The sequence below is a fragment of the Planomonospora sp. ID67723 genome (genome assembly GCF_015711605.1).
Lineage (GTDB): Bacteria > Actinomycetota > Actinomycetes > Streptosporangiales > Streptosporangiaceae > Planomonospora_A.
The window spans coordinates 1,005,410-1,025,069 of record NZ_JABTEZ010000001.1 but is presented as its reverse complement, the minus strand read 5'-3'; the positions used below and the strand labels follow the sequence as shown (position 1 = coordinate 1,025,069).

Annotated in this window: 20 protein-coding genes and 1 tRNA gene; 10 read left to right on the top strand and 11 right to left on the bottom strand. The window is 71.2% G+C overall.

Going from position 1 to position 19,660, the window contains the following annotated elements:
* Nucleotides 1-23: 23 nt before the first annotated feature.
* On the bottom strand, nucleotides 24-968 hold the full coding sequence (locus tag HS041_RS04845) for a ribose-phosphate diphosphokinase (protein WP_196439290.1): 945 nt from the start codon (nucleotides 966-968) through the stop codon (nucleotides 24-26).
* 123 nt (nucleotides 969-1,091) lie between these two features.
* Here HS041_RS04845 and HS041_RS04840 point away from each other — a divergent pair, with 123 nt between their 5' ends.
* Nucleotides 1,092-1,946, top strand: a complete 855-nt coding sequence (locus HS041_RS04840) for a class I SAM-dependent methyltransferase (protein WP_196439289.1) — start codon at nucleotides 1,092-1,094, stop codon at nucleotides 1,944-1,946.
* A gap of 95 nt (nucleotides 1,947-2,041) precedes the next feature.
* On the opposite strand, the gene HS041_RS04835 is transcribed toward HS041_RS04840, so the two are convergent.
* Nucleotides 2,042-2,434, bottom strand: a complete 393-nt coding sequence (locus HS041_RS04835) for a hypothetical protein (protein WP_196439288.1) — start codon at nucleotides 2,432-2,434, stop codon at nucleotides 2,042-2,044.
* Nucleotides 2,435-2,544: 110 nt separating this feature from the next.
* On the bottom strand, nucleotides 2,545-3,591 hold the full coding sequence (locus HS041_RS04830) for a DMT family transporter (protein WP_196439287.1): 1,047 nt from the start codon (nucleotides 3,589-3,591) through the stop codon (nucleotides 2,545-2,547).
* A gap of 74 nt (nucleotides 3,592-3,665) precedes the next feature.
* Between HS041_RS04830 and HS041_RS04825 the strand changes: the two genes are divergently transcribed.
* Nucleotides 3,666-4,580, top strand: coding sequence for a LysR family transcriptional regulator (locus HS041_RS04825; protein WP_196439286.1), 915 nt, complete (start codon nucleotides 3,666-3,668; stop codon nucleotides 4,578-4,580).
* Nucleotides 4,581-4,621: 41 nt separating this feature from the next.
* Here HS041_RS04825 and HS041_RS04820 read toward each other — a convergent pair whose 3' ends face one another.
* A complete protein-coding gene (locus HS041_RS04820; RefSeq protein ID WP_196440773.1) occupies nucleotides 4,622-5,755 on the bottom strand; it encodes a geranylgeranyl reductase family protein in 1,134 nt (377 codons plus the stop codon).
* Nucleotides 5,756-5,883: 128 nt separating this feature from the next.
* Here HS041_RS04820 and HS041_RS39155 point away from each other — a divergent pair, with 128 nt between their 5' ends.
* The 4 genes from HS041_RS39155 to HS041_RS39150 all read left to right on the top strand — a co-directional run bounded on the left by HS041_RS39155 (nucleotide 5,884) and on the right by HS041_RS39150 (nucleotide 8,298).
* Entirely contained in the window at nucleotides 5,884-6,009 is a 126-nt protein-coding gene (locus HS041_RS39155; protein ID WP_255529543.1) for a hypothetical protein, read from the top strand.
* A gap of 279 nt (nucleotides 6,010-6,288) precedes the next feature.
* On the top strand, nucleotides 6,289-7,491 hold the full coding sequence (locus tag HS041_RS04815; protein WP_196439285.1) for an alpha/beta hydrolase family protein: 1,203 nt from the start codon (nucleotides 6,289-6,291) through the stop codon (nucleotides 7,489-7,491).
* A gap of 373 nt (nucleotides 7,492-7,864) precedes the next feature.
* A complete protein-coding gene (locus HS041_RS04810; RefSeq protein WP_196439284.1) occupies nucleotides 7,865-8,104 on the top strand; it encodes a hypothetical protein in 240 nt (79 codons plus the stop codon).
* Nucleotides 8,105-8,172: 68 nt separating this feature from the next.
* A complete protein-coding gene (locus HS041_RS39150; RefSeq protein ID WP_255529542.1) occupies nucleotides 8,173-8,298 on the top strand; it encodes a hypothetical protein in 126 nt (41 codons plus the stop codon).
* A 208-nt stretch (nucleotides 8,299-8,506) separates the two neighbouring features.
* Here HS041_RS39150 and HS041_RS04805 read toward each other — a convergent pair.
* Nucleotides 8,507-8,595 (bottom strand) — tRNA-Ser (locus tag HS041_RS04805).
* Nucleotides 8,596-8,704: 109 nt separating this feature from the next.
* The gene (locus HS041_RS04800; protein WP_307845172.1) at nucleotides 8,705-10,789 is read right to left on the bottom strand and encodes a nucleotide-binding protein; all 2,085 of its coding nucleotides are present in this window, start codon (nucleotides 10,787-10,789) and stop codon (nucleotides 8,705-8,707) included.
* Between the two features lie 114 nt (nucleotides 10,790-10,903).
* On the opposite strand from HS041_RS04800, the gene HS041_RS04795 reads away from it, so the two are divergent.
* Both HS041_RS04795 and HS041_RS04790 read left to right on the top strand, forming a co-directional pair.
* Nucleotides 10,904-11,866: an NAD(P)H-quinone oxidoreductase gene (locus HS041_RS04795; protein WP_196439283.1), complete on the top strand. Its 963-nt coding sequence runs from the start codon at nucleotides 10,904-10,906 to the stop codon at nucleotides 11,864-11,866.
* Nucleotides 11,867-11,950: 84 nt separating this feature from the next.
* Nucleotides 11,951-12,460 carry a bacterial proteasome activator family protein gene (locus HS041_RS04790; RefSeq protein ID WP_196439282.1) on the top strand — a complete coding sequence of 170 codons (510 nt, stop codon included), beginning with the start codon at nucleotides 11,951-11,953 and terminating at the stop codon, nucleotides 12,458-12,460.
* 20 nt (nucleotides 12,461-12,480) lie between these two features.
* Here HS041_RS04790 and HS041_RS04785 read toward each other — a convergent pair whose 3' ends face one another.
* The gene (locus HS041_RS04785; RefSeq protein ID WP_196439281.1) at nucleotides 12,481-13,275 is read right to left on the bottom strand and encodes an HAD family hydrolase; all 795 of its coding nucleotides are present in this window, start codon (nucleotides 13,273-13,275) and stop codon (nucleotides 12,481-12,483) included.
* 245 nt (nucleotides 13,276-13,520) lie between these two features.
* Here HS041_RS04785 and HS041_RS04780 point away from each other — a divergent pair, with 245 nt between their 5' ends.
* Entirely contained in the window at nucleotides 13,521-13,724 is a 204-nt protein-coding gene (locus tag HS041_RS04780; RefSeq protein WP_196439280.1) for a cold-shock protein, read from the top strand.
* Nucleotides 13,725-13,805: 81 nt separating this feature from the next.
* Here HS041_RS04780 and HS041_RS04775 read toward each other — a convergent pair whose 3' ends face one another.
* Complete coding sequence (locus HS041_RS04775) at nucleotides 13,806-14,975, bottom strand: FAD-dependent oxidoreductase (protein ID WP_230878421.1); 1,170 nt, start codon at nucleotides 14,973-14,975, stop codon at nucleotides 13,806-13,808.
* An 82-nt stretch (nucleotides 14,976-15,057) separates the two neighbouring features.
* Between HS041_RS04775 and HS041_RS04770 the strand changes: the two genes are divergently transcribed.
* Complete coding sequence (locus HS041_RS04770; protein WP_196439279.1) at nucleotides 15,058-15,603, top strand: TetR/AcrR family transcriptional regulator; 546 nt, start codon at nucleotides 15,058-15,060, stop codon at nucleotides 15,601-15,603.
* Nucleotides 15,604-15,734: 131 nt separating this feature from the next.
* Here HS041_RS04770 and serS read toward each other — a convergent pair whose 3' ends face one another.
* The 3 genes from serS to HS041_RS04755 form a co-directional block, all read right to left on the bottom strand.
* The gene (gene serS, locus HS041_RS04765) at nucleotides 15,735-16,997 is read right to left on the bottom strand and encodes a serine--tRNA ligase (protein ID WP_196439278.1); all 1,263 of its coding nucleotides are present in this window, start codon (nucleotides 16,995-16,997) and stop codon (nucleotides 15,735-15,737) included.
* A 97-nt stretch (nucleotides 16,998-17,094) separates the two neighbouring features.
* Nucleotides 17,095-18,015, bottom strand: a complete 921-nt coding sequence (gene pheA / locus HS041_RS04760) for a prephenate dehydratase (RefSeq protein WP_196439277.1) — start codon at nucleotides 18,013-18,015, stop codon at nucleotides 17,095-17,097.
* A 158-nt stretch (nucleotides 18,016-18,173) separates the two neighbouring features.
* A complete protein-coding gene (locus HS041_RS04755; RefSeq protein WP_307845171.1) occupies nucleotides 18,174-19,571 on the bottom strand; it encodes a glycosyltransferase 87 family protein in 1,398 nt (465 codons plus the stop codon).
* Nucleotides 19,572-19,660: the final 89 nt, after the last annotated feature.

The window sequence follows — 19,660 nt, the reverse complement described above, 5'->3', positions numbered from 1 at the left end:
GCGAGGCGGGCCCGGTGGCTCCGTCAGGGGGCGTCGAACAGGGCGCTGACCGACTCGCCGTCGTGGATGCGGCGCATGGCCTCGGCGAGCGCGGGGGCGATCGACAGGACGCTGAGCTTCGAGCCGGGCTTGGCGTCGGGGACGGGCACGGTGTTGGTGCAGACGATCTCCTCGACGTCGGGCCGGTCGCCGAGGCGGTCGACGGCCCCGTCGGCGAAGAGGCCGTGGGTGCAGGCGATGCGCACCGAGCCGACCTTCCGCTCGCGGAGGCGGTCGAGCAGCTCGATGACCGTCGTACCCTTGGCGATCTCGTCGTCCAGGATGATGACGTCCTTGCCCTCGACCTCACCGATCACCGAGCCGATGATGACGCGGTCGTCGCTGATGCGCTGCTTGGCCCCCATGGCGACCCCGGTCCCCAGGATGCGGGCGAAGGCCGCGGCCTCCTTGGCGTTCCCCAGGTCGGGGGAGACGACGACCGTGTTGGAGAGGTCGTACTGCCGGAAGTGCGCGGCCAGCTCGCGCAGCGCGTGCAGGTGGTCGACGGGGACGCTGAAGAAGCCGTGCACCTGGGGTGAGTGCAGGGTCATGGTCAGCACCCTGCTGGCCCCGGCGGCCACCAGGAGGTCGGCGACCAGGCGTGCCCCGATGGAGATGCGCGGGGCGTCCTTCTTGTCCGACCGGGCGTAGGAGTAGTGCGGCATCACCACGGTCGTCCTGGCCGCGGAGGCTCCCCTGGCGGCGTCCAGCATGAGGAGCAGCTCGACGAGGTTCTCCTGCACCGGGGCGACGAGGGGCTGGATGAGGAAAACATCGCGTTCGCGGCAGTTGGCCTGCAGCTGCACTTCCAGGCAGTCGTTGGCGAAGCGCTTGACCCGGACCGGGTGGAGCGGCGTCCCCAGGTGCGAGCAGATCTCGGCTGCCAGCTCGGGGTGGGCACTACCGCTGAACACGGTGATGTCTCGCACGAGGCGCTCCTTGCTTGTGGACCGGCGCCGGACCGGCCGACCGAGCGGCATGTTACAGCGGACGTAGCGTGGACCGGTGGCCGGGAGGCGGCCACCGGGGACCACAGCCAGCCGGAGGACGCCATGGAGCGCGAGAAGATCACTCTCACCGGTGCCCAGGAGACCATGCTCGCCACCCTGTACGGCAGGGCGATGGACAGCCGCTCGCCCGACCCCGTCCTGGGCGATCACGAGGCCGACCGGGCGGTGCGGCGCATCGACTACGACTTCCGCAGGACCGGGATCACGGCCACGACCGCGGCCGGCGTCGCGATCCGCGCCCGGCAGCTCGACGACTGGACCGCCGGGTTCCTGGCCGACCACCCCGATGCCACCGTCCTGCACCTGGCCTGCGGCCTGGACACCCGCGTCCACCGGCTCGACCGCCCGCCCTCGGCCCGGTGGTTCGACGTCGACTATCCCGAGGTCATCGAACTGCGCGAGCGGCTGCTCCCGCCCCCGCCGGGTGACTACCGGATGATCGGCGCCTCGGTGACCGGTGAGGAATGGCTCGACGAGGTTCCCGCGGACCGCCCCGCCGTGGCCGTCTTCGAGGGTCTGACGATGTACCTGCGCAAGGAGGAGGGCAGAAGGCTGATCCGGCGGATCACCGGGCGCTTCCCCGGCGGGCAACTGCTCTTCGACTGCTACGGCACGCTGGGCATCCGGATGCAGAGACTGGTGCCCGCCGTACGCAACGCCGGTGCGACGCTGCACTGGGGCGTCGACGACCCGTCCGAGATCGAGGGCTGGCGCGAAGGGCTGGAGTGCCTCGACGCACTGCGCAGCGTCGACATGCCCGGCCTGGACAAGCTGCCCGCCGCCGGCCGGGCCCAGATGTGGGTGCTGGCCCGCATCCCGGGACTGCGGGATGTGGGCCGCATCCTGCGCTACCGGTTCCCCCCGCCGGATCAGCCGACGGAGCGGAGTCCCCGGTAGACGAGCGGCGGACAGCGCGTGCAGCCGGTTCTCCGCAGCGGGAGACGGGCCTCGGGAAGGGCCGTTAGGCGGATCACGGCCCTTCTGGGGGCTGTTCAGCCGGGGCAGGTGACGGAAAGCACCTTGGCGGTCTCGTTGGAGCTGACCTTCACCCAGCCGCCGTAGACGTGGTACTCACTGCCGGCGCGGACGGAGTACGCGGTGCGGCAGTTCTTGGGGGCGTAGAAGCCGTCGATGTCCCGCTTGGGGCGGTGCCAGTACCCGCCCATGCCCTGGCCGGGAGCGAGGCTGGCGTAGGACCACGGGTCGCTGTTGTCGTTCTTCCAGCGCACCCTGATGTAGGTGCCGGTCTTGTTCTCCACCCGCCCGCACGGCGGCGCCGAGCATCCGCTGGCCGCTGCGGGCCCAGCTGTGATGACGCTGAGGCCTGTGGCGACCAACGTCGCGGTGGCGAAGACGGCGATTCGCTGCCCGATGCGGGAGGTCATCAGAAATGCCCCTTCTGTTGAGTTTGCCGGTATTGGTGTTACAGCGGGACAGCGTATAGGCCGTTGCGGTCTGCGGGTCATGGGATCGGCGGTACCTCGTGTCGAGGAGGTCACGGGCCGTCGCACCGGCTGCGCCGGCCCCCCGCCGCAGAGGTTTCCCTGACGGGCTCCTTCGGAGCGTCGACGGCAGGCCGCTCAGGCGTCTGGCGGGGTTGCCGGGCGCGGCGCCCGGCCCGGGCCGGGCGGGCCTGCAGGACGGCGACGGAGGACAGCACGAGCAGGCCTCCGGCGAGCTGCACCGGGGTGAGGAACTCGGCCAGGGTGAGAGCGGCCAGCGCCGTGGTGACGACCGGTTCGAAGGTCGACAAGATGGCCGCGGTGGAGGGGCCGGTGCGGCGCAGGCCCGCGAAGAAGGTGAGCATCGCCACGACGGTGGACACCACCGCGATACACGCCAGCCACAGCCATCCCCGGAGACCGAAGCCGAGATCGACGCCGCCGGTGAGCAGGGCGCGGGCGGCCAGGGTGCAGGCGGCTCCGGTCATCACCAGCGTGGAGAGCAGCACCGGTGGCAGCCGGTGCACGACGGTGTCGGAGACCAGGATGTAGACGGTGTAGGTGATCGAGGCGCCGAAGGCCAGGAGCGCGCCGAGCGGGTCGAAGTCCAGCCCGCCGGTACCGAGCAGGACGAGCAGCGTTCCGCAGGACGCGGCCACCAGCGCGGCGACCCGTCCAGAAGTCAGGCGGTCGCGGCCGAGCAGGACGGCCGTCACGGTGACCAGCAGCGGATAGGTGTAGAAGACCAGCGACAGCAGCGAGGCGTCCATCACCTCCAGCGCCGAGAAGTACAGGCTCGCCTGCGCGGCGTACCCGATCGCACCCAGCCCGACGGCCGTCGCCAGCACGCCCGCGCCCGCGCCCGCGCGGGCAGGACGCGTCGGCGAGGCGGGAGGCGAAACGGGAGGCGAAACGGGAGGCGAAGGGCTGCGGCGCAGGCTCGGCCGCAGAAGGAGCAGCAGCATCAGCACGGCGGCCGCCAGGCCGAAGCGCACCAGCAGCAGCGCTGCGGGCGAGACGCCGGCGGAGTAGGCGAGCTTGCCGAAGATCGCCATGGCGCCGAAGCACGCCGCGGACACCAAGCACAGTGCGGGACCCATGCCCTCCAGCATCGGCCGCCCCGACTCATCGCGTCCAGCGACGATTACTGGACCTTATTCATTAGTATTTGTGAATGGTGATGTTCGATCTCCGTCGGCTCCGCCTGCTGCGCGAACTCGAGGAACGCGGGACGCTGGCCGCGGTCTCGGCAGCCCTCGACTACAGCCCGTCCGCGATCTCGCAGCAGTTGAGCGTTCTGGAGAAGGAAGCCGGCGCGCGCTTGCTGGAGAAGGCCGGGCGCGGGGTGCGGCTGACCGACGCCGGGCGTCTGCTGGCCCAGCACGCCCGGGTCCTGCTGACCGCGGCCGAGGCGGCGGCAGCGGACCTGGCGGCCCTGGGCGGTGAGGTCCGCGGCGCCGTGCGCGCCGGCGGCCTGCAGTCGGCGGCGCGTCGCCTGCTGGTACCCGCCGTGGCCCGCATGATGCTCCAGCACCCGCAGGTGCGGGTGGAGGTTTCGGAACTCGAGCTGGAGCAGGCGCTGCCGGAGCTGCGCCTGGGAGGGGTCGACCTGGTCATCAGCGACGAGTACGACGGCCACCCGCGCCCCCGGCCGGCGGGGCTGCGCTTCGCGCCGCTGCACGAGGAACCACTCAAGCTGGTGCTCTCACCGGCGCATCCGCTGGCCCGGCAGGACGGGCCCGTCACTTTGGCCTCGCTGCGCGAGGAGGTCTGGGTCGCCTCCGCCGCGGGCACCGGCCACCACGCCATGGTGGTGGGGACCTGCCGGTCCCTGGGCGGCTACGAACCCGACGTACGGCACCGCTCCAACGACGCGGAGATCCAGCTCGATCTCGTGCGCACCACGGGAGCCGTCGGACTGCTGCCGGTCTTGACGCTGCCGGCAGCCGACACGGCGCTGGTGATCCGTGACGTCGCCGAAGCCGACATCCGGCGTCGCCTCGTCGCCGTCACCCGGCAGGGCCCGACGGCTCCCGCGCTGAGAGCGCTCCTGGGGGCTGTGACCGACCAGGTGCACCGAGTCGGCTGACCCCCTCGAACCCGCGCCATCGCGGGCGCGGGGACGGCCCCCTAACGCGCTCCGGCCCCCAGCAGCCAGCGGCGCATCACCGCATAGGCGAGCGGCACCGGCACCGTGCCCGCGCCCAGGCCCACCTCGACCAGGAGGTCGAACACCTTCCCCTGCCGGGCGGCCACATCGATGGCGGCGTCGATGAAGCCCGGCGATTGGGCCAGCCGGGCCAGCACATCGGTGGTGCGCAGGTGCCGCCCCAGCGCCGCGCGCAAGGCCCGCCGGTAGGCCGGCAGGGGTGCGGCGGCGCGCATGGCGGCCTCCCCCGCCAGCCGGCCCGACAGCAACGCGTAATAGATGCCCTCACCGGTGAGCGGGTTGATCAGGCTGGCGGCGTCTCCGGCGAGCAGGACCCGGCCGCGGCCCGGCGTGGGCCGACCGGGGGAGAGCGGCAGATGGTGAGCGCGCAGATCCCGGGCCGCCAGGTGCGGCAGCAGCGCGTTCAACCGGCCGTGCAAGACCTGGCGGCCGGGCAGGCCGGTGGCGCGCAGGCGGGGCACGAGCATGCCGAAGCCGATGTTGGCGGTGCCGTCGCCGATGGGGAACGACCAGGTGTAGGCGGGCCAGCCGTCGTGCTGCATGGCGATGAACTGCACGTCGTCGTCCGGGGGCACCTCGGCGTAGCCCCGTACGGCGATCGCGGTATGGCGAGACGGACTGGCGGGCAGATCGAGCAGGCGCCGCACGGTGGAGTTGGCGCCGTCGGCGGCGATGACGGCGCGGGCGGCCACGCGCCCGTCGACAACGACGTGATCGCCGTGCTGGGTGAGCGTGCGGACCCGGTGGCGGCGCACGTGGGTTCCGCGGGCGCGGGCGGCCTCGACCAGGCGGGCGTCGAAGACGGTGCGGGGGACGACGTGATTGGGCCGGGCCACGGTGGCCGTGACGTGCGCCCCGCCCGGGGAGATCACCGACAGGTGTCGTGTGGGCCGGTAGTCGTCGATCAGGCCGGGCACGCCGAGCAACGCCAGTTCATCACTGCCGTGGGCGGCGATGCCGTCTCCGCAGGCCTTGTCGCGGGGAAAGGCATCGCGGTCCAGCAGCAGCACGCGGGCCTGGGGGCGTAGCTGCAGGGCGCGCAGAGCCGACGCCGAGCCGGCGGGGCCCGCCCCGATGATCACCAGGTCCCACATGTCTGTCACACGAGGACATCTGCCACGGCCGGTGTGAGGCAAACCGTTGATGTGGCGGCGATGTGTGGTGCGCTCCTCCTGGGATCGCCCCGTGGCGATGCCGCGCAACGACTGGTCTGTCCGGAGCGTTGCGGAGCAGAGATCGTCAGCCGGCGGGTCGAGACGGCCGGCACGGCTACACGTCGATCGGGACGTGGAAATGGGGCGTCACCAACTACGACAGCATCGTCCTGGCCAAGGACCTCATCACCTGAAGCGGTGCGGCAACCGCCGCCGGAGGGCGTGGGCCGGCCGCCATGGTGATCACGTCTCCCGGCTCGAGGTGTGGCCGGCGTTCAGGGGTGCGGGGAGGCAGCCGTACCGGTCCATCGGGCACACGGCGGGCACGGCCGCACCCTCACGAGGAGGGCCCCGCCGTGGCCTCCGTCCCGTAACCCGGCCGCCCCGGACGGCCGAGCTCTTACGAAAGTAAGGGAGCGAACAGGTCTTCCGGGAGTGTCGAGCGCAGCCGGGCCCTTCTTACGCTCCTACTCATGATCGGATCTCGCCGTGGAGTCACGGCCGCCTTCCTCACCCTGACGCTGCCCCTGTGGGGCGCGACGACCGTCTCGGCATCGGTTCCGGCCTCAGCCGCCTCCTCCCCGGAGGGTTCCGACCGGAGCCTCTCGATCCCCCGCCCCACCGGACGGTACGCGGTCGGGCGCGACATCCTGCATCTCGTCGACAAGGAGCGGCGCGACCCCTGGGTGGCCACAGCGGGCGGGCGAGAGTTGATGGTGTCGATGTACTACCCCGCGGTGAACGGTGGCAGCCCGGCCCCGTACATGACCACCGATGAGGCCGGACTCCTGCTCAAAGGGCTGAAACTCGACACCGCGTTCAAGGCCGAGCAGCTCACGGGCGTCCGTGTGAACGCCCGCGCCGGTGCTCCCCCCGTCGGAGGCAGGCATCCCCTGGTGGTCCTCTCACCGGGTTTCTCGCTCAACCGCGCCACTCTGACGATGCTCGCCGAGGAACTGGCTTCGAAGGGCTACGTCGTCGCGCTCGTGGATCACGCCTACGAGTCATTCGGCACCACGTTCCCGGGTGGCCGTACCCTGACCTGCATCGCCTGCGACACCATCGAGGAGGCTCCGTCCGATGAAGCGGAGAGGAAATTGCTGGGCGAGGCCGCCGACGGCCGAGGAGCCGACATCTCCTTCGTGGTGGACGAGCTGACCCGCACCGCCGGACACCCGTCCGGCTGGAAGCACCGGAAGATGATCGACCCGAAGCGCATCGGCGCCGCCGGCCACTCTCTGGGCGGCAACGCCGCCGCCGACGCCATGGCCGCCGACCCCCGCGTCCGCGCCGGCGTGAACCTGGACGGCACGTTCTTCTCACAGGTACCGCAGTCCGGCCTCGGCAGGCGGCCCTTCCTCATGCTCGGCACCAAGGCCCATCACTCGCCTGATTCCGTCGACAGGAGCTGGCTGCCGGCCTGGAAGCGTCTGAACGGCTGGAAGCGTTGGCTGACGGTCGCCGACTCCGGTCACTTCACCTTCATCGACCTGCCGGTCCTGGGCGGACAGGCCGGAGTCATCGACCCTTCCGCTCCACTCTCGGGAAAGCGGTCGGGCGAGATCACCACGGCCTATGTGGGCGCCTTCTTCGACCAGCACCTGCGCGGCAAGCGTCAGCCGCTGCTGGATGGCCCGTCCACCGCCAACCCCGAGGTGGCCTTCCACCGTCCCTGAGGGCCGGCCGTCAGGAACGCCGAGTCATGAAAGTGATGGGGCCCACGAGATCCGGGCCCTGAGCCCAACCTTGTCACCTCTTAGCATGCGAGCTTCCTATCCGACCGCACTGGCCGGCGGCAAACGGATATGAGCTCCTCTCCGGCGACGCCTCCAACGCCCATTGCGTCAGGACCTCCAACTGCAGATAGATCGAAAAGGCCGCCTCCGGTAGCCGGAGACGGCCTTCGGCCTGGGTGGAGATGAGGGGATTCAGACCCCTGACCCCTCCGATGCGAACGAAGTGTCCCTTCATGGGAAAACTCAGCCACACGTCGCCGCGGTCGAAGGTAAGAGCGGCCCGTGACCTCGTTCAGCGAACTGTGAGCACCTCATGTCCCCTGAGTCTCCCGATATCTCCGGTGAGCTCGTATCTCCCCTGACGCCGTCCGGGATCGAGTTCCTGTTCTTCCTCGCTCCGCTGATCAGCGGAGTCGTCATGTTCGTGACGATCTACCTGGCCGTATGGGCCGCGCTGGCCACCCACGACCGCCGCAAGGCACGCCGGCTCCAGCGGCCACCGTCATCGGACGGCGGTATCCATCACCACTGCGCCACCTGTGGTTCGGTCTGAGGTCCCGTGTCCGACGCCGAGGATCAGAGAGCAGGCAGCGCAGTAGGAGGGAGGACTGCGAGACCGGGATGTGGGTGTTCGTCTTCGGGCCGTTCTTCGTCCTCCACGGCGTTCACGACGTGATCACCCATGACGGCTGGATGGAGTACGCCTTCGGTCCCGTCTTCCTGATCTTCGAGGCCACCTCCTGGTGAAAACACACGAAGATCGCCTGGAGGCACGTGAAGGACTCCGTCACCGCTCGACCTGACCTGGGCGAACGCGACCGATTCCATCCCACAGATATCCCACGACCAGCGACATGCGGTGGCTCAGAGCGGCATACGGCTGCGCACCCCGGAAACGATCAACGGCGCCTCACCTGGACAGAAGTCCTGGTCAGACGCCGTTTCGCGTGCTCAGCGGAGAGCGTGGGATTCGAACCCACGAGGCCGGTCACCCGACCTAGCGGTTTTCAAGACCGCCGCCATCGTCCACTAGGCGAGCTCTCCTGGGCGACGCGTCCCTCGAGACGCGTCGGATTGAACCTTAGTCTCTCATGACCCGTACCGCGCGGCGCCTCGTCCCAACCGCCGGACGAGGCGCCTGCCGTACCGGGACTCAGGGTTGCACGGGAGCGAAGCCGTCTCCCACCGAGGCGGCCAGGCGGAGGTAGGACTCGCGGGTGGCGGGCTGCAGCCTCTCCAGGTCGATCTCGGCTCCCTCCTCCAGGTGGGGGTCGTAGGGCACGCGGATGACCGCGCGGCAGCGGGCGGCGAAGTGGGCTTCCAGCCGGTCGAGGTCGATCGTGGACTTCGACCGCGGGCGAACGCTGCACAGCACCACCGTGGCGGAGCGGACGAGGTGCTCGTAGTGGTGGGCCTCCAGCCAGTCGAGCGTGGCGGAGGCGGCCCTGGCGCCGTCCACGGACGGGGAGCTGACCAGGACGAGCTGGTCGGCCAGTCCGAGGACTCCGGACATCGCCGAGTGGAGCAGGCCGGTGCCGCAGTCGGTGATGCAGATCGAGTAGAAGTTCTCCAGGACCTGGGCCACCGACTGGTAGTCGGACGCGCTGAAGGCCTCCGACACCGACGGGTCGCGGTCGGAGGCGAGGATCTCCAGGCGGGACGGGGCCTGCGAGGTGAAGGCCCGGATGTCCACGTAGCGCTTGATCTGGCCGCGCTCGTTCAGCAGGTCGCGAACGGTCGCGGCGGTCTCCAGCTCGACCTTGTCCGACAGGGTGCCCCGGTCGGGGTTGGCGTCCACCGCGATCACCCGGTCGCCGCGGATCTGCGCGAGGGTGGCACCGAGGCCGACCGTGGTGGTGGTCTTTCCGACGCCGCCCTTCAGGCTCAGTACGGCGACGCGGTGGTGGCCGGTGGCCACGGGAGTGCGGGCCCGGGTGAGCAGTTCCCCGCGACGGCGGACCTCCGGGGACTCGCCGGGCTTGATCAGGCCGGCCGAGGCCTTGAAGACCAGTTTGCGCCAGCCGCCGGAGGGGCCGTTGCGGCGGCCCTTGAGCAGCGACTCGGGGTCCAGGCTGTCGGCCGACGGCCGGGGGGCGCCCGGGTCCTGCCGCCGGGCCGGAGATCCGAAGGCGGGCGTCGGGACCTGGCGACGGCGCGCCTGGTACGGCTCCCGCACGGACTCGGCCGCGTCCTGGTCGTCGACCGAGGGTGTCGTGCCCCGGCCCGTGCCGAAGGCCGCGGCCCGGACGGCTCCGACGGTGTCGTTCCGGCTGGTTTCGGAGTTGTCGTCGGGCTCGGGGGCCGTGTCCCAGCCGCGGTCGGGTTCGGGGGCCGCATCCCAGCCGCGGGGGCGGACCTTGGCGGTCTCGGAGAGGTCGGAGGCGAACGCACCGGGTGCGGAACGCTCCGGCGACGCGGCCGGGTCCTGCCGGTCGGCGCCGAAGGAGCCGGGGATCTCGGCGTTGAAGGGCTCGGCGGGCGCGGGCGGCGTGTCGGCCTCCGGCGCGGACCTGCCGCGCCCGGCCTCCGTGCCGCCGGACGCGAACCGGTTGTATCCGGGATCGGTCTCACCCCGGCTGAAGCGGTCAGCGTCCGGCTCGGCGCCGGGGGCGAACCTGCCGGTGTCGGACTCCGCGCTCCTGGGGCCGAAGGGCTCGGCGCCCGGGGCGGGCAGCCCGGCGGAGGGGAGGGTGAAGGAGTCGGCCGGCGCCTCGCCGCGCCGGGGCTCCTCGAACAGGCCCCTGGACGGCTCCCGCTCCGGTCCGGCGAGGTCGCCCAGGGCGTACTCGCCGGTCGTTCCGGAGCCGAAGCCCGGACCGGGACCACCGGAGCCGGGCTCCGGGCGGGGCAGCGGCTTGAGCGGCGCCAGGAAGCCGTCGTTGTCCTCCGGCGCGGGCGCGGAGGGCAGCGTGAAGGAGCTCGCGGCTCCTGCCGCCTCCGCCCACTCGGCCGCGTCGGCGGCCTCGGCCTGCTGTTCCACCGGCGGATCCGTGGCGGTCACGGGGGCGTCCGCGGACGCGTGCTCGGGCTCGGCGGCCGCGCGGAACAGCGGCGACGACGAGGTGTCGGGCTCCGCGGGCACCAGGCTCCACGGGTCTTGCGGGTATGGCGATATGACGGCGTCGTCCGTCGCCGCGGCGACGGTCACCGCAATGGCGGGTGCCTCCTCCTGCTCCTTGATGGCGTCGAGCCAAGCGAGCTGTTCCTCGAGAGATTCCTCACGATCGTGTCTTGCCACCGTGTTCCCCCTCGGGATGGGCTAAAGGGGCAGCAAACACATTGAAGATTAACGCCCCGTGTTCTCTTCGATGCAGGCAACCACCGAGTTGGGTTCCCCGATAGCGTTGACCGCATGCACGCCATCATGGTTGAAGGCCCCGGCGGGCCCGAGGTCCTCTCCTGGCAGGAGGTTCCCGACCCTCGTCCTGAACGGGGAGAAATCATCATCGATGTTGCCGCTTCGGCGGTCAACCGGGCCGACCTCCTGCAACGCCAGGGCCTGTACGACCCGCCCGCCGGCGCCCCTCCGTACCTGGGGCTGGAGTGCTCCGGAGTCGTCAGCGAGGTGGGCGCCGACGTCGAGGGCTTCGTCCCGGGCGACCGGGTGTGCGCCCTGCTGGCCGGCGGCGGGTACGCGCAGCGTGTCGCCGTCCCCTGGCAGCAGGTCATGCGCGTCCCCGACCGGGTGGACCTGGTCGAGGCCGCGGGGCTGCCCGAGGTCGCGTGCACGGTCTGGTCCAACGTGTTCATGACCGCGCGCCTGCGCAAGGGTGAGACACTCCTCGTCCACGGCGGCGCCAGCGGGATCGGCACGCTCGCCGTACAGCTCGCCAAGGCGTTCGGCTCGCACGTCGTCGTCACGGCGGGGTCGGCCGAGAAGATCGCCCGCTGCCTGGAGCTCGGCGCGGACGAGGGGATCGACTACCGCGAGGAGGACTTCGCGGAGAAGGTCCGGGCCGACGTGATCCTCGACATCATCGGCGGCAGCTACCTCGCCCGGAACGTGAGGGCCCTCAAGACCGGCGGCCGGCTCGTGGTGATCGGGATGCAGGGCGGCACCAAGGGTGAGCTGGACCTGGCGTCGCTGCTCGTCAAGCGCGCCTCGGTGCACGGCACCACGCTGCGCGCGCGTCCGGTCGACGAGAAGGGCGTCATCGTGCGCGGCGTCGTGGACAACGTCTGGCCGCTGGTCGACGCGGGTGCGATCCGCCCGGTGGTGCACGCGCGGGTGCCCATGAGCGATGCCGCGCAGGCGCACCGGATCGTGGAGGCCGGGGAGCACGTCGGCAAGGTCCTGCTGACGAACGCCCCGTGACACCCGTGGTACGGCCGCAGACCGGAGACCGTGTCCGCGCCCCGGACCGTCCCGCCACGTGGCGGCAGTGAGTAGGTTGATTCCATGAACGCTGAGGAGAACACCCCGCACATCGTGGTAGTGGGCCCCCAGGGCATGCAGCCCGCCGAGGAGAGCGACGAGCGGTCGATCACCGATCTCGTCGAGCAGCCCGCCAAGGTGATGCGCATCGGCAGCATGATCCGCCAGCTCCTCGAGGAGGTCCGCGCGGCTCCTCTGGACGACGCCAGCCGCAAGCGGCTCAAGGAGATCCACCAGAGCTCCATCAAGGAGCTCGAGGACGGCTTGGCGCCCGAGCTGGTGGAGGAGCTGGAGCGCCTGTCGCTTCCCTTCACCGAGGAGAACGGCACCCCGCCGAGCGATGCGGAGCTGCGGATCGCCCACGCCCAGTTGGTCGGCTGGCTGGAAGGGCTGTTCCACGGGATACAGACCACGCTGTTCGCCCAGCAGATGGCGGCCCGGGCCCAGTTGGAGAACATGCGCCGGGCGCTGCCCGGCGGCGCCTCCCTCCACCAGGAGGGGCCCCAGCAGGGAAGCTCCGGCCCCTACCTCTGAGGGCGGTCCGGGGGCCGGGCTCAGAAGAGTTCTTCGAGAACCCGGGCGACCCCGTCGTCGTCGTTGGCCGCGGTCACGTGGTGGACCGCGGCCAGCACCTCGGGGTGCGCGTTGGCCACCGCGTAGGCGGTCCCGGCCCACCGCAGCATCGGCAGGTCGTTCGGCATGTCGCCGAAGGCGACCACTCCGGCCGGCGTGATCTCCTGCGCCTCGGCGAGCTCGGCGAGGGCCGAGGCCTTGGTCACGCCGTGGGCGCTCATCTCGATCAGCGCCCGGCCGCTGGAGTGGGTGGGCGTGACCAGGTCCCCGACCAGCCCGCACACCGCCGCCTGGAGGATGTCGGGGTCCATCCGGGGATGCAGGGCCAGGAGCTTGGCGCACGGCCGCGAGGTGAGGGTGTCGGTGCCGACGCGGAGCCCGGCGACCGCCTTGCTGTCCCAGCCGCCGAGACGAAAGTCCGATTCGTGGGCGAAACCGCCCTCGTACTCCACAGAGAAGGAAAGCTCCGGAACTTTCTCCCGGAGCCTCCGCACCACCTCTTCGAGCACCTCCGGCTCGATGAGACGCGATTTCACGATCTGCTCGGTGTGAAGGTCGTACACGAGGGCGCCGTTGGCGCATATGGCCAGCCCGCGGTGGTGCACGGCGCCCGCGACGCTGTGCATCCACCGCGGCGGACGGCCGGTCACGAAGACCAGCGTGGCTCCGGCGTTCTCGACACGGGCGAACGCGGCGGCGGTACGGGGCGAGACGGTGCCGTCCGAGCGCAGGGCGGTACCATCGAGATCTGTGGCGACAAGCCGGGGACTTCCCATAACAGGTCCCAGTCTGCACTGTGACGCCCGCCGCGCCAGTCCCGGGATCGATCTGGAGAGAAATCTTCCCGATGGCGGGAACACGCGGAGGCGGGATAGTGTTAGATGTGATGGCGTTGTATTAGCTGATCCCGTAGTGCATGACCAGAGCATGAGATCTGAAGCCACCCGGGGCCCCGCTGTACGACACACGGGGGTTCACGAGGTGTGAATCCCATAGTTTCAAATCCTGAGGGAGAGCTTTAATGGCTCAGGGAACCGTCAAGTGGTTCAACGCTGAAAAGGGCTTCGGCTTCATCGCACCGGATGGCGGTGCACCGGACGTGTTCGTGCACTTCTCCGAGATCGTCGGCAACGGCTACCGTAGCCTCGAGGACGGCCAGCGCGTCGAATTCGAGATCACGCAGGGTCAGAAGGGTCCGCAGGCTTCGCAGGTCCGCGCCGTCTGACGCATAGACCACTAGATCACTAGGGCGGGGTTCGCTTTACGCGAACTCCGCCCTAGTGCTTTCCGGCCCCTCCGGTGGCGCTCAGCCCCTGTAGACCAGTCCCGAGAGCCGCCAGGCCAGGCTGCGGCGGAAGGCCGGGACCCGCGCCAGGGTCCGCAGGACCAGGTTGCGCACCGGGCGCAGGCGCCTGGGCGTGGTGGCGAGGCCGGTCAGGCGGCCCGCGAAGGCCACCACCTGTTCGGCGACCGGGCGCCGGGCGGCCGCGTAGGCGTCCACGGCCCCCTCCTCGCCCCTCAGAGCGGCTCCCAGCGCCTCACCGAGCGCCGTGGCGTCCTGGATGCCGGTGTTCATCCCCTGCCCTCCTGCGGGGCTGTGGACGTGGGCGGCGTCGCCCGCCAGGACGACCCGCCCCGCGCGGTAGGTGTCCGCCACCCGGTGGTGGACCCTGAACCGGGATCCCCACAGGACCTCGCGCACCACCGCCCGCTCCCGTTGCGGCCCCCGGCCGTCCAGCAGCGCCTGCACGAAGGCCGCGTCGGGTACGGCGGGCGCCGCGTCCACCGTGGCCACGATCCGGTGGATCCCGCCGGGCAGCGGGGCGACCACGACCAGCCCGGCGGGCGAGAAGTAGAGGACCACCTCGTCGTCGGGCACCCCGCCGGAGAGCCGGACGTCGGCCAGGCTGAACGACTCGCCGTACTGCCCGCCGGTGAAGCCGATGCCCGCCTGCTCGCGGACCGTGCTGTGCATGCCGTCCGCACCGACCGCGTACTTCGCCCGGACTGTGCTTCCGTCGGTCATGACCGCGGTGACCTCCTCGCCGTCCTGGGTGAGGCTCTCCAGCGTGTACGGCCTGGCGACCCGGCCGCCCAGCTCTTCGAGGCGTTCCAGGAGGGTCCGCTCGGTCTCGGCCTGGGAGATCATCAGCGTGTAGGGGTAGGCGGTCGGCAGGTCGTCGAACTCGACCGGGACGAGCACCCGGTCCCGGTCCCTGATCGTGAACCGGGGGGCGTGGATGCCCTGCCCGGCGAGCCGGCCGGAGACCCCCAGCGGCTCCAGCACCTCCAGCGTCCTGGCGTGCACCACGGCGGCCCGCGAGGTGTTGTCACCCGCGGCCTGGCTGTCGACGACGGTCACGTCACGGCCCTGCGCGCAGAGGGAGGCGGCGACGGTGAGCCCGGTCGGGCCGGCGCCGATGACGAGGACGTCCGTACGGGTGGGGAGCATCTCGGCCTCCATGAGGAATGTCAACGCTTGTTGGTCAACGTCTGTTGGCATAACGATGCGCCTTCCTCGCGGCGATGTCAACAGTTGTTGGCCTACACTTGTTGGCATGAGAAGGTCATCGGAGGACACCAAGGCGCTGATCCTGGCGGCGGCCCGCGAGCGATTCGCGGCCGACGGATACGAACGGGCCACCATCCGCGCCATCGCCGCGGACGTCGCGATCGACCCGTCGATGGTCATGCGCTACTTCGGCAACAAGGAGAAGCTGTTCGCCGCCGCGGCCGACGTCGACCTGCGTTTCCCGGATCTGACCGGGCTTCCCCGCGAGAGCGTGGGAACGGCGCTCGTCACCCACTTCCTCGACCGGTGGGAGGGCGACGAGGGCATGATGATCCTCCTGCGCACCGGCGTCACCAACGAGGCCGTCGCCGAACGCCTGCGCGGGATCTTCGCCGCCCAGCTCGGCCCGCTGATCGCCGCACTCCACGACGACCCCTCCCAGGCACCCTCCCGTGCCGGGCTCGCCGCCTCCCAGGTCCTCGGCATGGCCCTGTGCCGCTACGTGCTCCGCCTGCCCCCCGTCGTCGCCATGTCCCGCGAGGAGATCGTGCACTGGCTGGGCCCGACCCTCCAGCGCTACCTCGCCGAGTGACCGCGGCCCGCACCTGCGGAACCGCTCGAACGCGTCGAGACGGACCGCCGGGCGGTCATGGACGGGGAGAGCAGCGAGGGCCCGGCCTGAGCGGCCGGACCCCCGTCTGGGACGCGTGGGACCCCTGGGCCCTACTTGGCCGGCTCCAGGACCTCCAGGCCGACGTAGGGGCGCAGGGCCTCGGGGACGACGACCGAGCCGTCGGCCTGCTGGTGGTTCTCCAGGATGGCGACGATCCAGCGGGTCGTGGCCAGGGTGCCGTTCAGCGTGGCGGCGTGCCGGGGCTTGCCGCCGGAGTCGCGGAAGCGCACGGCCAGGCGGCGGGCCTGGAAGTCGGTGCAGTTGGAGGTCGAGGTGAGCTCGCGGTAGCGGCCCTGGGTGGGGATCCACGCCTCGCAGTCGAACTTGCGCGCGGCCGAGGTGCCCAGGTCGCCCGCGGCCGTGTCGATGACGCGGTAGGGAACCTCGATCTTGGCGAGCATCTCCTTCTCCCAGGCGAGCAGCCGCAGGTGCTCCTCGTGCGCGTCCTCGGGACGGCAGTAGGAGAACATCTCGACCTTGTCGAACTGGTGGACGCGGATGATGCCCCGGGTGTCCTTGCCGTACGAGCCCGCCTCGCGGCGGAAGCAGGACGACCAGCCCGCGTAGCGCAGCGGCAGCGCGGCGGCGTCGAGGATCTCGTCGGCGTGGTAGGCCGCGAGCGGCACCTCCGAGGTGCCGACCAGGTAGAGGTCGTCCTCGGGCAGACGGTAGATCTCCTTGTCGTGGGCCACGTGGAAGCCGGTGCCCTGCATCGCCTCGGGCTTCACCAGGACAGGGGTGATCATCGGTGTGAACCCGGCCCCGATCGCCTGCTGCATGGCCATGTTGAGCAGGCCGAGCTGGAGCCTGGCGCCGACGCCCTTGAGGAAGAAGAACCGCGAACCCGAGACTTTGGCCCCGCGCTCCATGTCGATGGCGCCGAGCAGCTCGCCCAGCTCCAGGTGGTCCTTGGGCTCGAAGTCGAAGACCCGCTTCTCGCCGACCTCCTCCAGCACGACGTAGTCGTCCTCGCCGCCGTGCGGGGCGCTCTCCTCGACGATGTTGGGCACCGTCTGCAGGACCGCGTCGAGCTCGGCCGCCAGCTTCTCGGCTTCGGCCTCCATCGCCTTGACCTGGGCGGCGAGGTCCTTGGCGCGGTTGAGCAGCGCCGTTTTCTCCTCTCCGGACGCCTTCGACACCGACTTGCCCATGGTTTTCTGCTCGGCGCGCAGGGACTCGAACGAGCTCAGCGCGGAGCGGCGGCGCTCGTCCAGGTCGAGCAGCGTCTCGACGACGGAGTCGTCTGCACCACGGGCACGCTGCGACGCCCGTAGCCGGTCGGGATCCTCACGAAGGGTACGCAGGTCAATCACAGACATAGGCTACCGACGTACGGCTCGCGCCCGCGCGGATATACCGCCTACCGGAGCGTCCGCAGGCCGAGGGCCCACGGGTTCCCGCCGGCGGCGGTCAGACCCGACCGGTCCTGATCCTGGACAGCCAGTCGCCGGCCTCGGCGAAGTCGGCGTCGGCCGTGCCCCGCTTGGGCCGCGGGGAGACGCCGTCCGCGCGCGGGTAGCTGCCGAGGAAGCGCACATCGGAGCAGACCCGGTGGAGACCGGAGATCGCCTCGCCGACCCGGGCCTCGGCGACGTGGCCCTCGAAGTCGAAGTGGAAGAAGTAGCGGCCGATGCCGTCACCGGTGGGTCTCGACTCGATGCGGGTCAGGTTGACCCCGCGCACCGAGAACTCGGTCAGCATCTCCAGCAGCGCGCCCGGGTGGTCGTCGGACAGGAAGACCACCAGGGAGGTCCGGTCGGCGCCGGTGGGCTCGGGCAGCGGGCCGGGGCGGGACACCTGGACGAAGCGGGTCACCGTGTCGGAGCGGTCGCCGATGCGGGCGGCCAGCTCGACGAGGCCGTAGTGCTCCCCGGCGATGCGCGCGCCGATGGCCGCGTCGTACGGCGAGGCGGGCAGGGACACCTCCTGGGCCGCGCCGGCGGTCGACGGGGCGGCGATGGTCACCGCGTCCGGCAGCTCGCGGGCGATGAAGCCGCGGCACTGGGTGAGGGCCGCCGGGTGGGAGAAGACCCGCTTGATCTGGCCGATCTCGGTGCCCGGACGGGCCAGCAGCGAGAACTCGACCGGCAGCAGCACCTCGGCGCCGATCAGCAGCGGGTCGCCCCAGGCGAGCTCGTCCAGGGTCGTGGCGATGGCGCCTTCGAGCGAGTTCTCCAGCGGGACGACGGCACCGTCGGCCTCACCTCGCCGGGCGGCGTCGAGCGCCGCGCTGACGTTGGCGCTCGGCAGGCGCTCGGCTTCCGGAGCCAGGATCCGCAGGGCCTCCTCCGCGAAGGTGCCCTCCGGTCCCAGATAGGCGAGTTTCGGCATACTCCCAGGTTATCCGGTGGGTGTCCGGAAGTGTGCGGAGAACTGCATACTGACCGCCTGTGAATTCCGGCCCCGCGGACGCCTCCGGGAGATCCCCCGGACCCGTCCCCGGCTCCGGGGGATCTCCCGGAGGCGGGGACGGGTCCGCCGAGGCGGGTTCAGGAGACCTCGGCCCGGGGGAGCCCGGCGCCGGGTTCCCGGAACGCCTCGCGCCGTCTCGGCAGCCAGACGCCGAGCAGCCACACCAGACCCAGCGCGCCGAGGCCGAACGCGTTCTGCACGACCTTGCCCAGCACCGGGCTGACGACCGGGACCTCCGCCGCCTTGATCGCCACGCCCCACCAGGGGATCGGCAGCACGTAGTAGAGCCACACCCCGGCCGCAACCCGGACCCGCACCGGGTCCCGCCCGTCGCCCGCGATCGCGCCGAGCACCACGACCGCCCAGGCCAGGTGGTGGATCCACGCCACCGGGGAGAGCAGCACCGCCATCAGCCCGACCAGGGCGACGGCGGTCGTCCCGTCGCCGCCGAGCAGGGCCCTGCGGGCGTGGCGGAAGCCGTACCAGCCGACCACCGCCACCAGGGCGACCCAGACCAGGCCGGTCAGCGCGTCGGGCATGTACAGGCGGATGAGCATGCCGCGCATCGACTGGTTGGTGGTCGCGGCGTTGGCGCCGAGCCGTTCGGGATCGAGCAGCGCGCGGAACCAGAAGTCTGCGGCGTCGGCCGGAATCACCAGGAACGGCAGCAGGGTCAGCAGCGTGGCCGTGAAGACGGCCATGAAGAAGGTCCTGCGCTGCTCCTCGCGTGCCCCGGGGCCGAATCCTGTGACGAGGAGGTAGATCAGGAAGACGCCCGGGGTGAGCTTGACCGCCGTGGCCAGCCCGATCAGCATGCCGCGCGGCCACACCGGCCGCCGGGCGGCGCAGTCGGCCAGGCAGAGCGCGACCAGGAGGATGTCCACCTGCCCGAAGCGGACCTGGTCCCTGATCGGCATCAGGTAGGTGCACATGACCGTCAGGAACGCGAACGCCACCGGCATCCGCACCTGCCGCGACACCCTCCGGAGCCGTCCCGCAGCGCCCGTGCCGCTCCCCGGAGCCCCCGGGCCGCCCGTGGCGGCCTCCGCGCCGTCCGGGGCCGCGCCGTCCGGGGCCGCGGCGGGCCGGTCGGCGCGGGCCAACAGCGCGCGGAAGCCGTACCCGACGGTGATCGCCAGCGTGACGAAGATCCCCGCCGTCCACACCCACTGCGCCGCCGGCCACGACATCACCGCCAGCGGCATGGCCAGCAGGGCCGCGATCGGCGGGTAGGTGAAGGGCAGCAGCTGCGGCGCGGGCGTGATGAAGTCGTAGACCGGCCGCCCCGAGAGGACCATCTCGCCGCCGGTGCGGTAAACGTCCAGATCGACCAGACGCTGGTCGTCGACGTTGCCCAGCCAGTGGAGCACCAGGGGCGCCGCGGCGGCCACGACGATCAGCGACGCCAGCGGCCACGCCCACGCCGGCCGCCTGCCCGCCGGCCGTCCCTCCATGGTCACCTCGCCACTCGTCACGACGAGGCAGGCTACCGTGAGCTCTCGGAAAACGAGGTCGGCGACGAGAATGAATGCGGGGAACGGATGGGCTCAGCATGCGGGCGTCA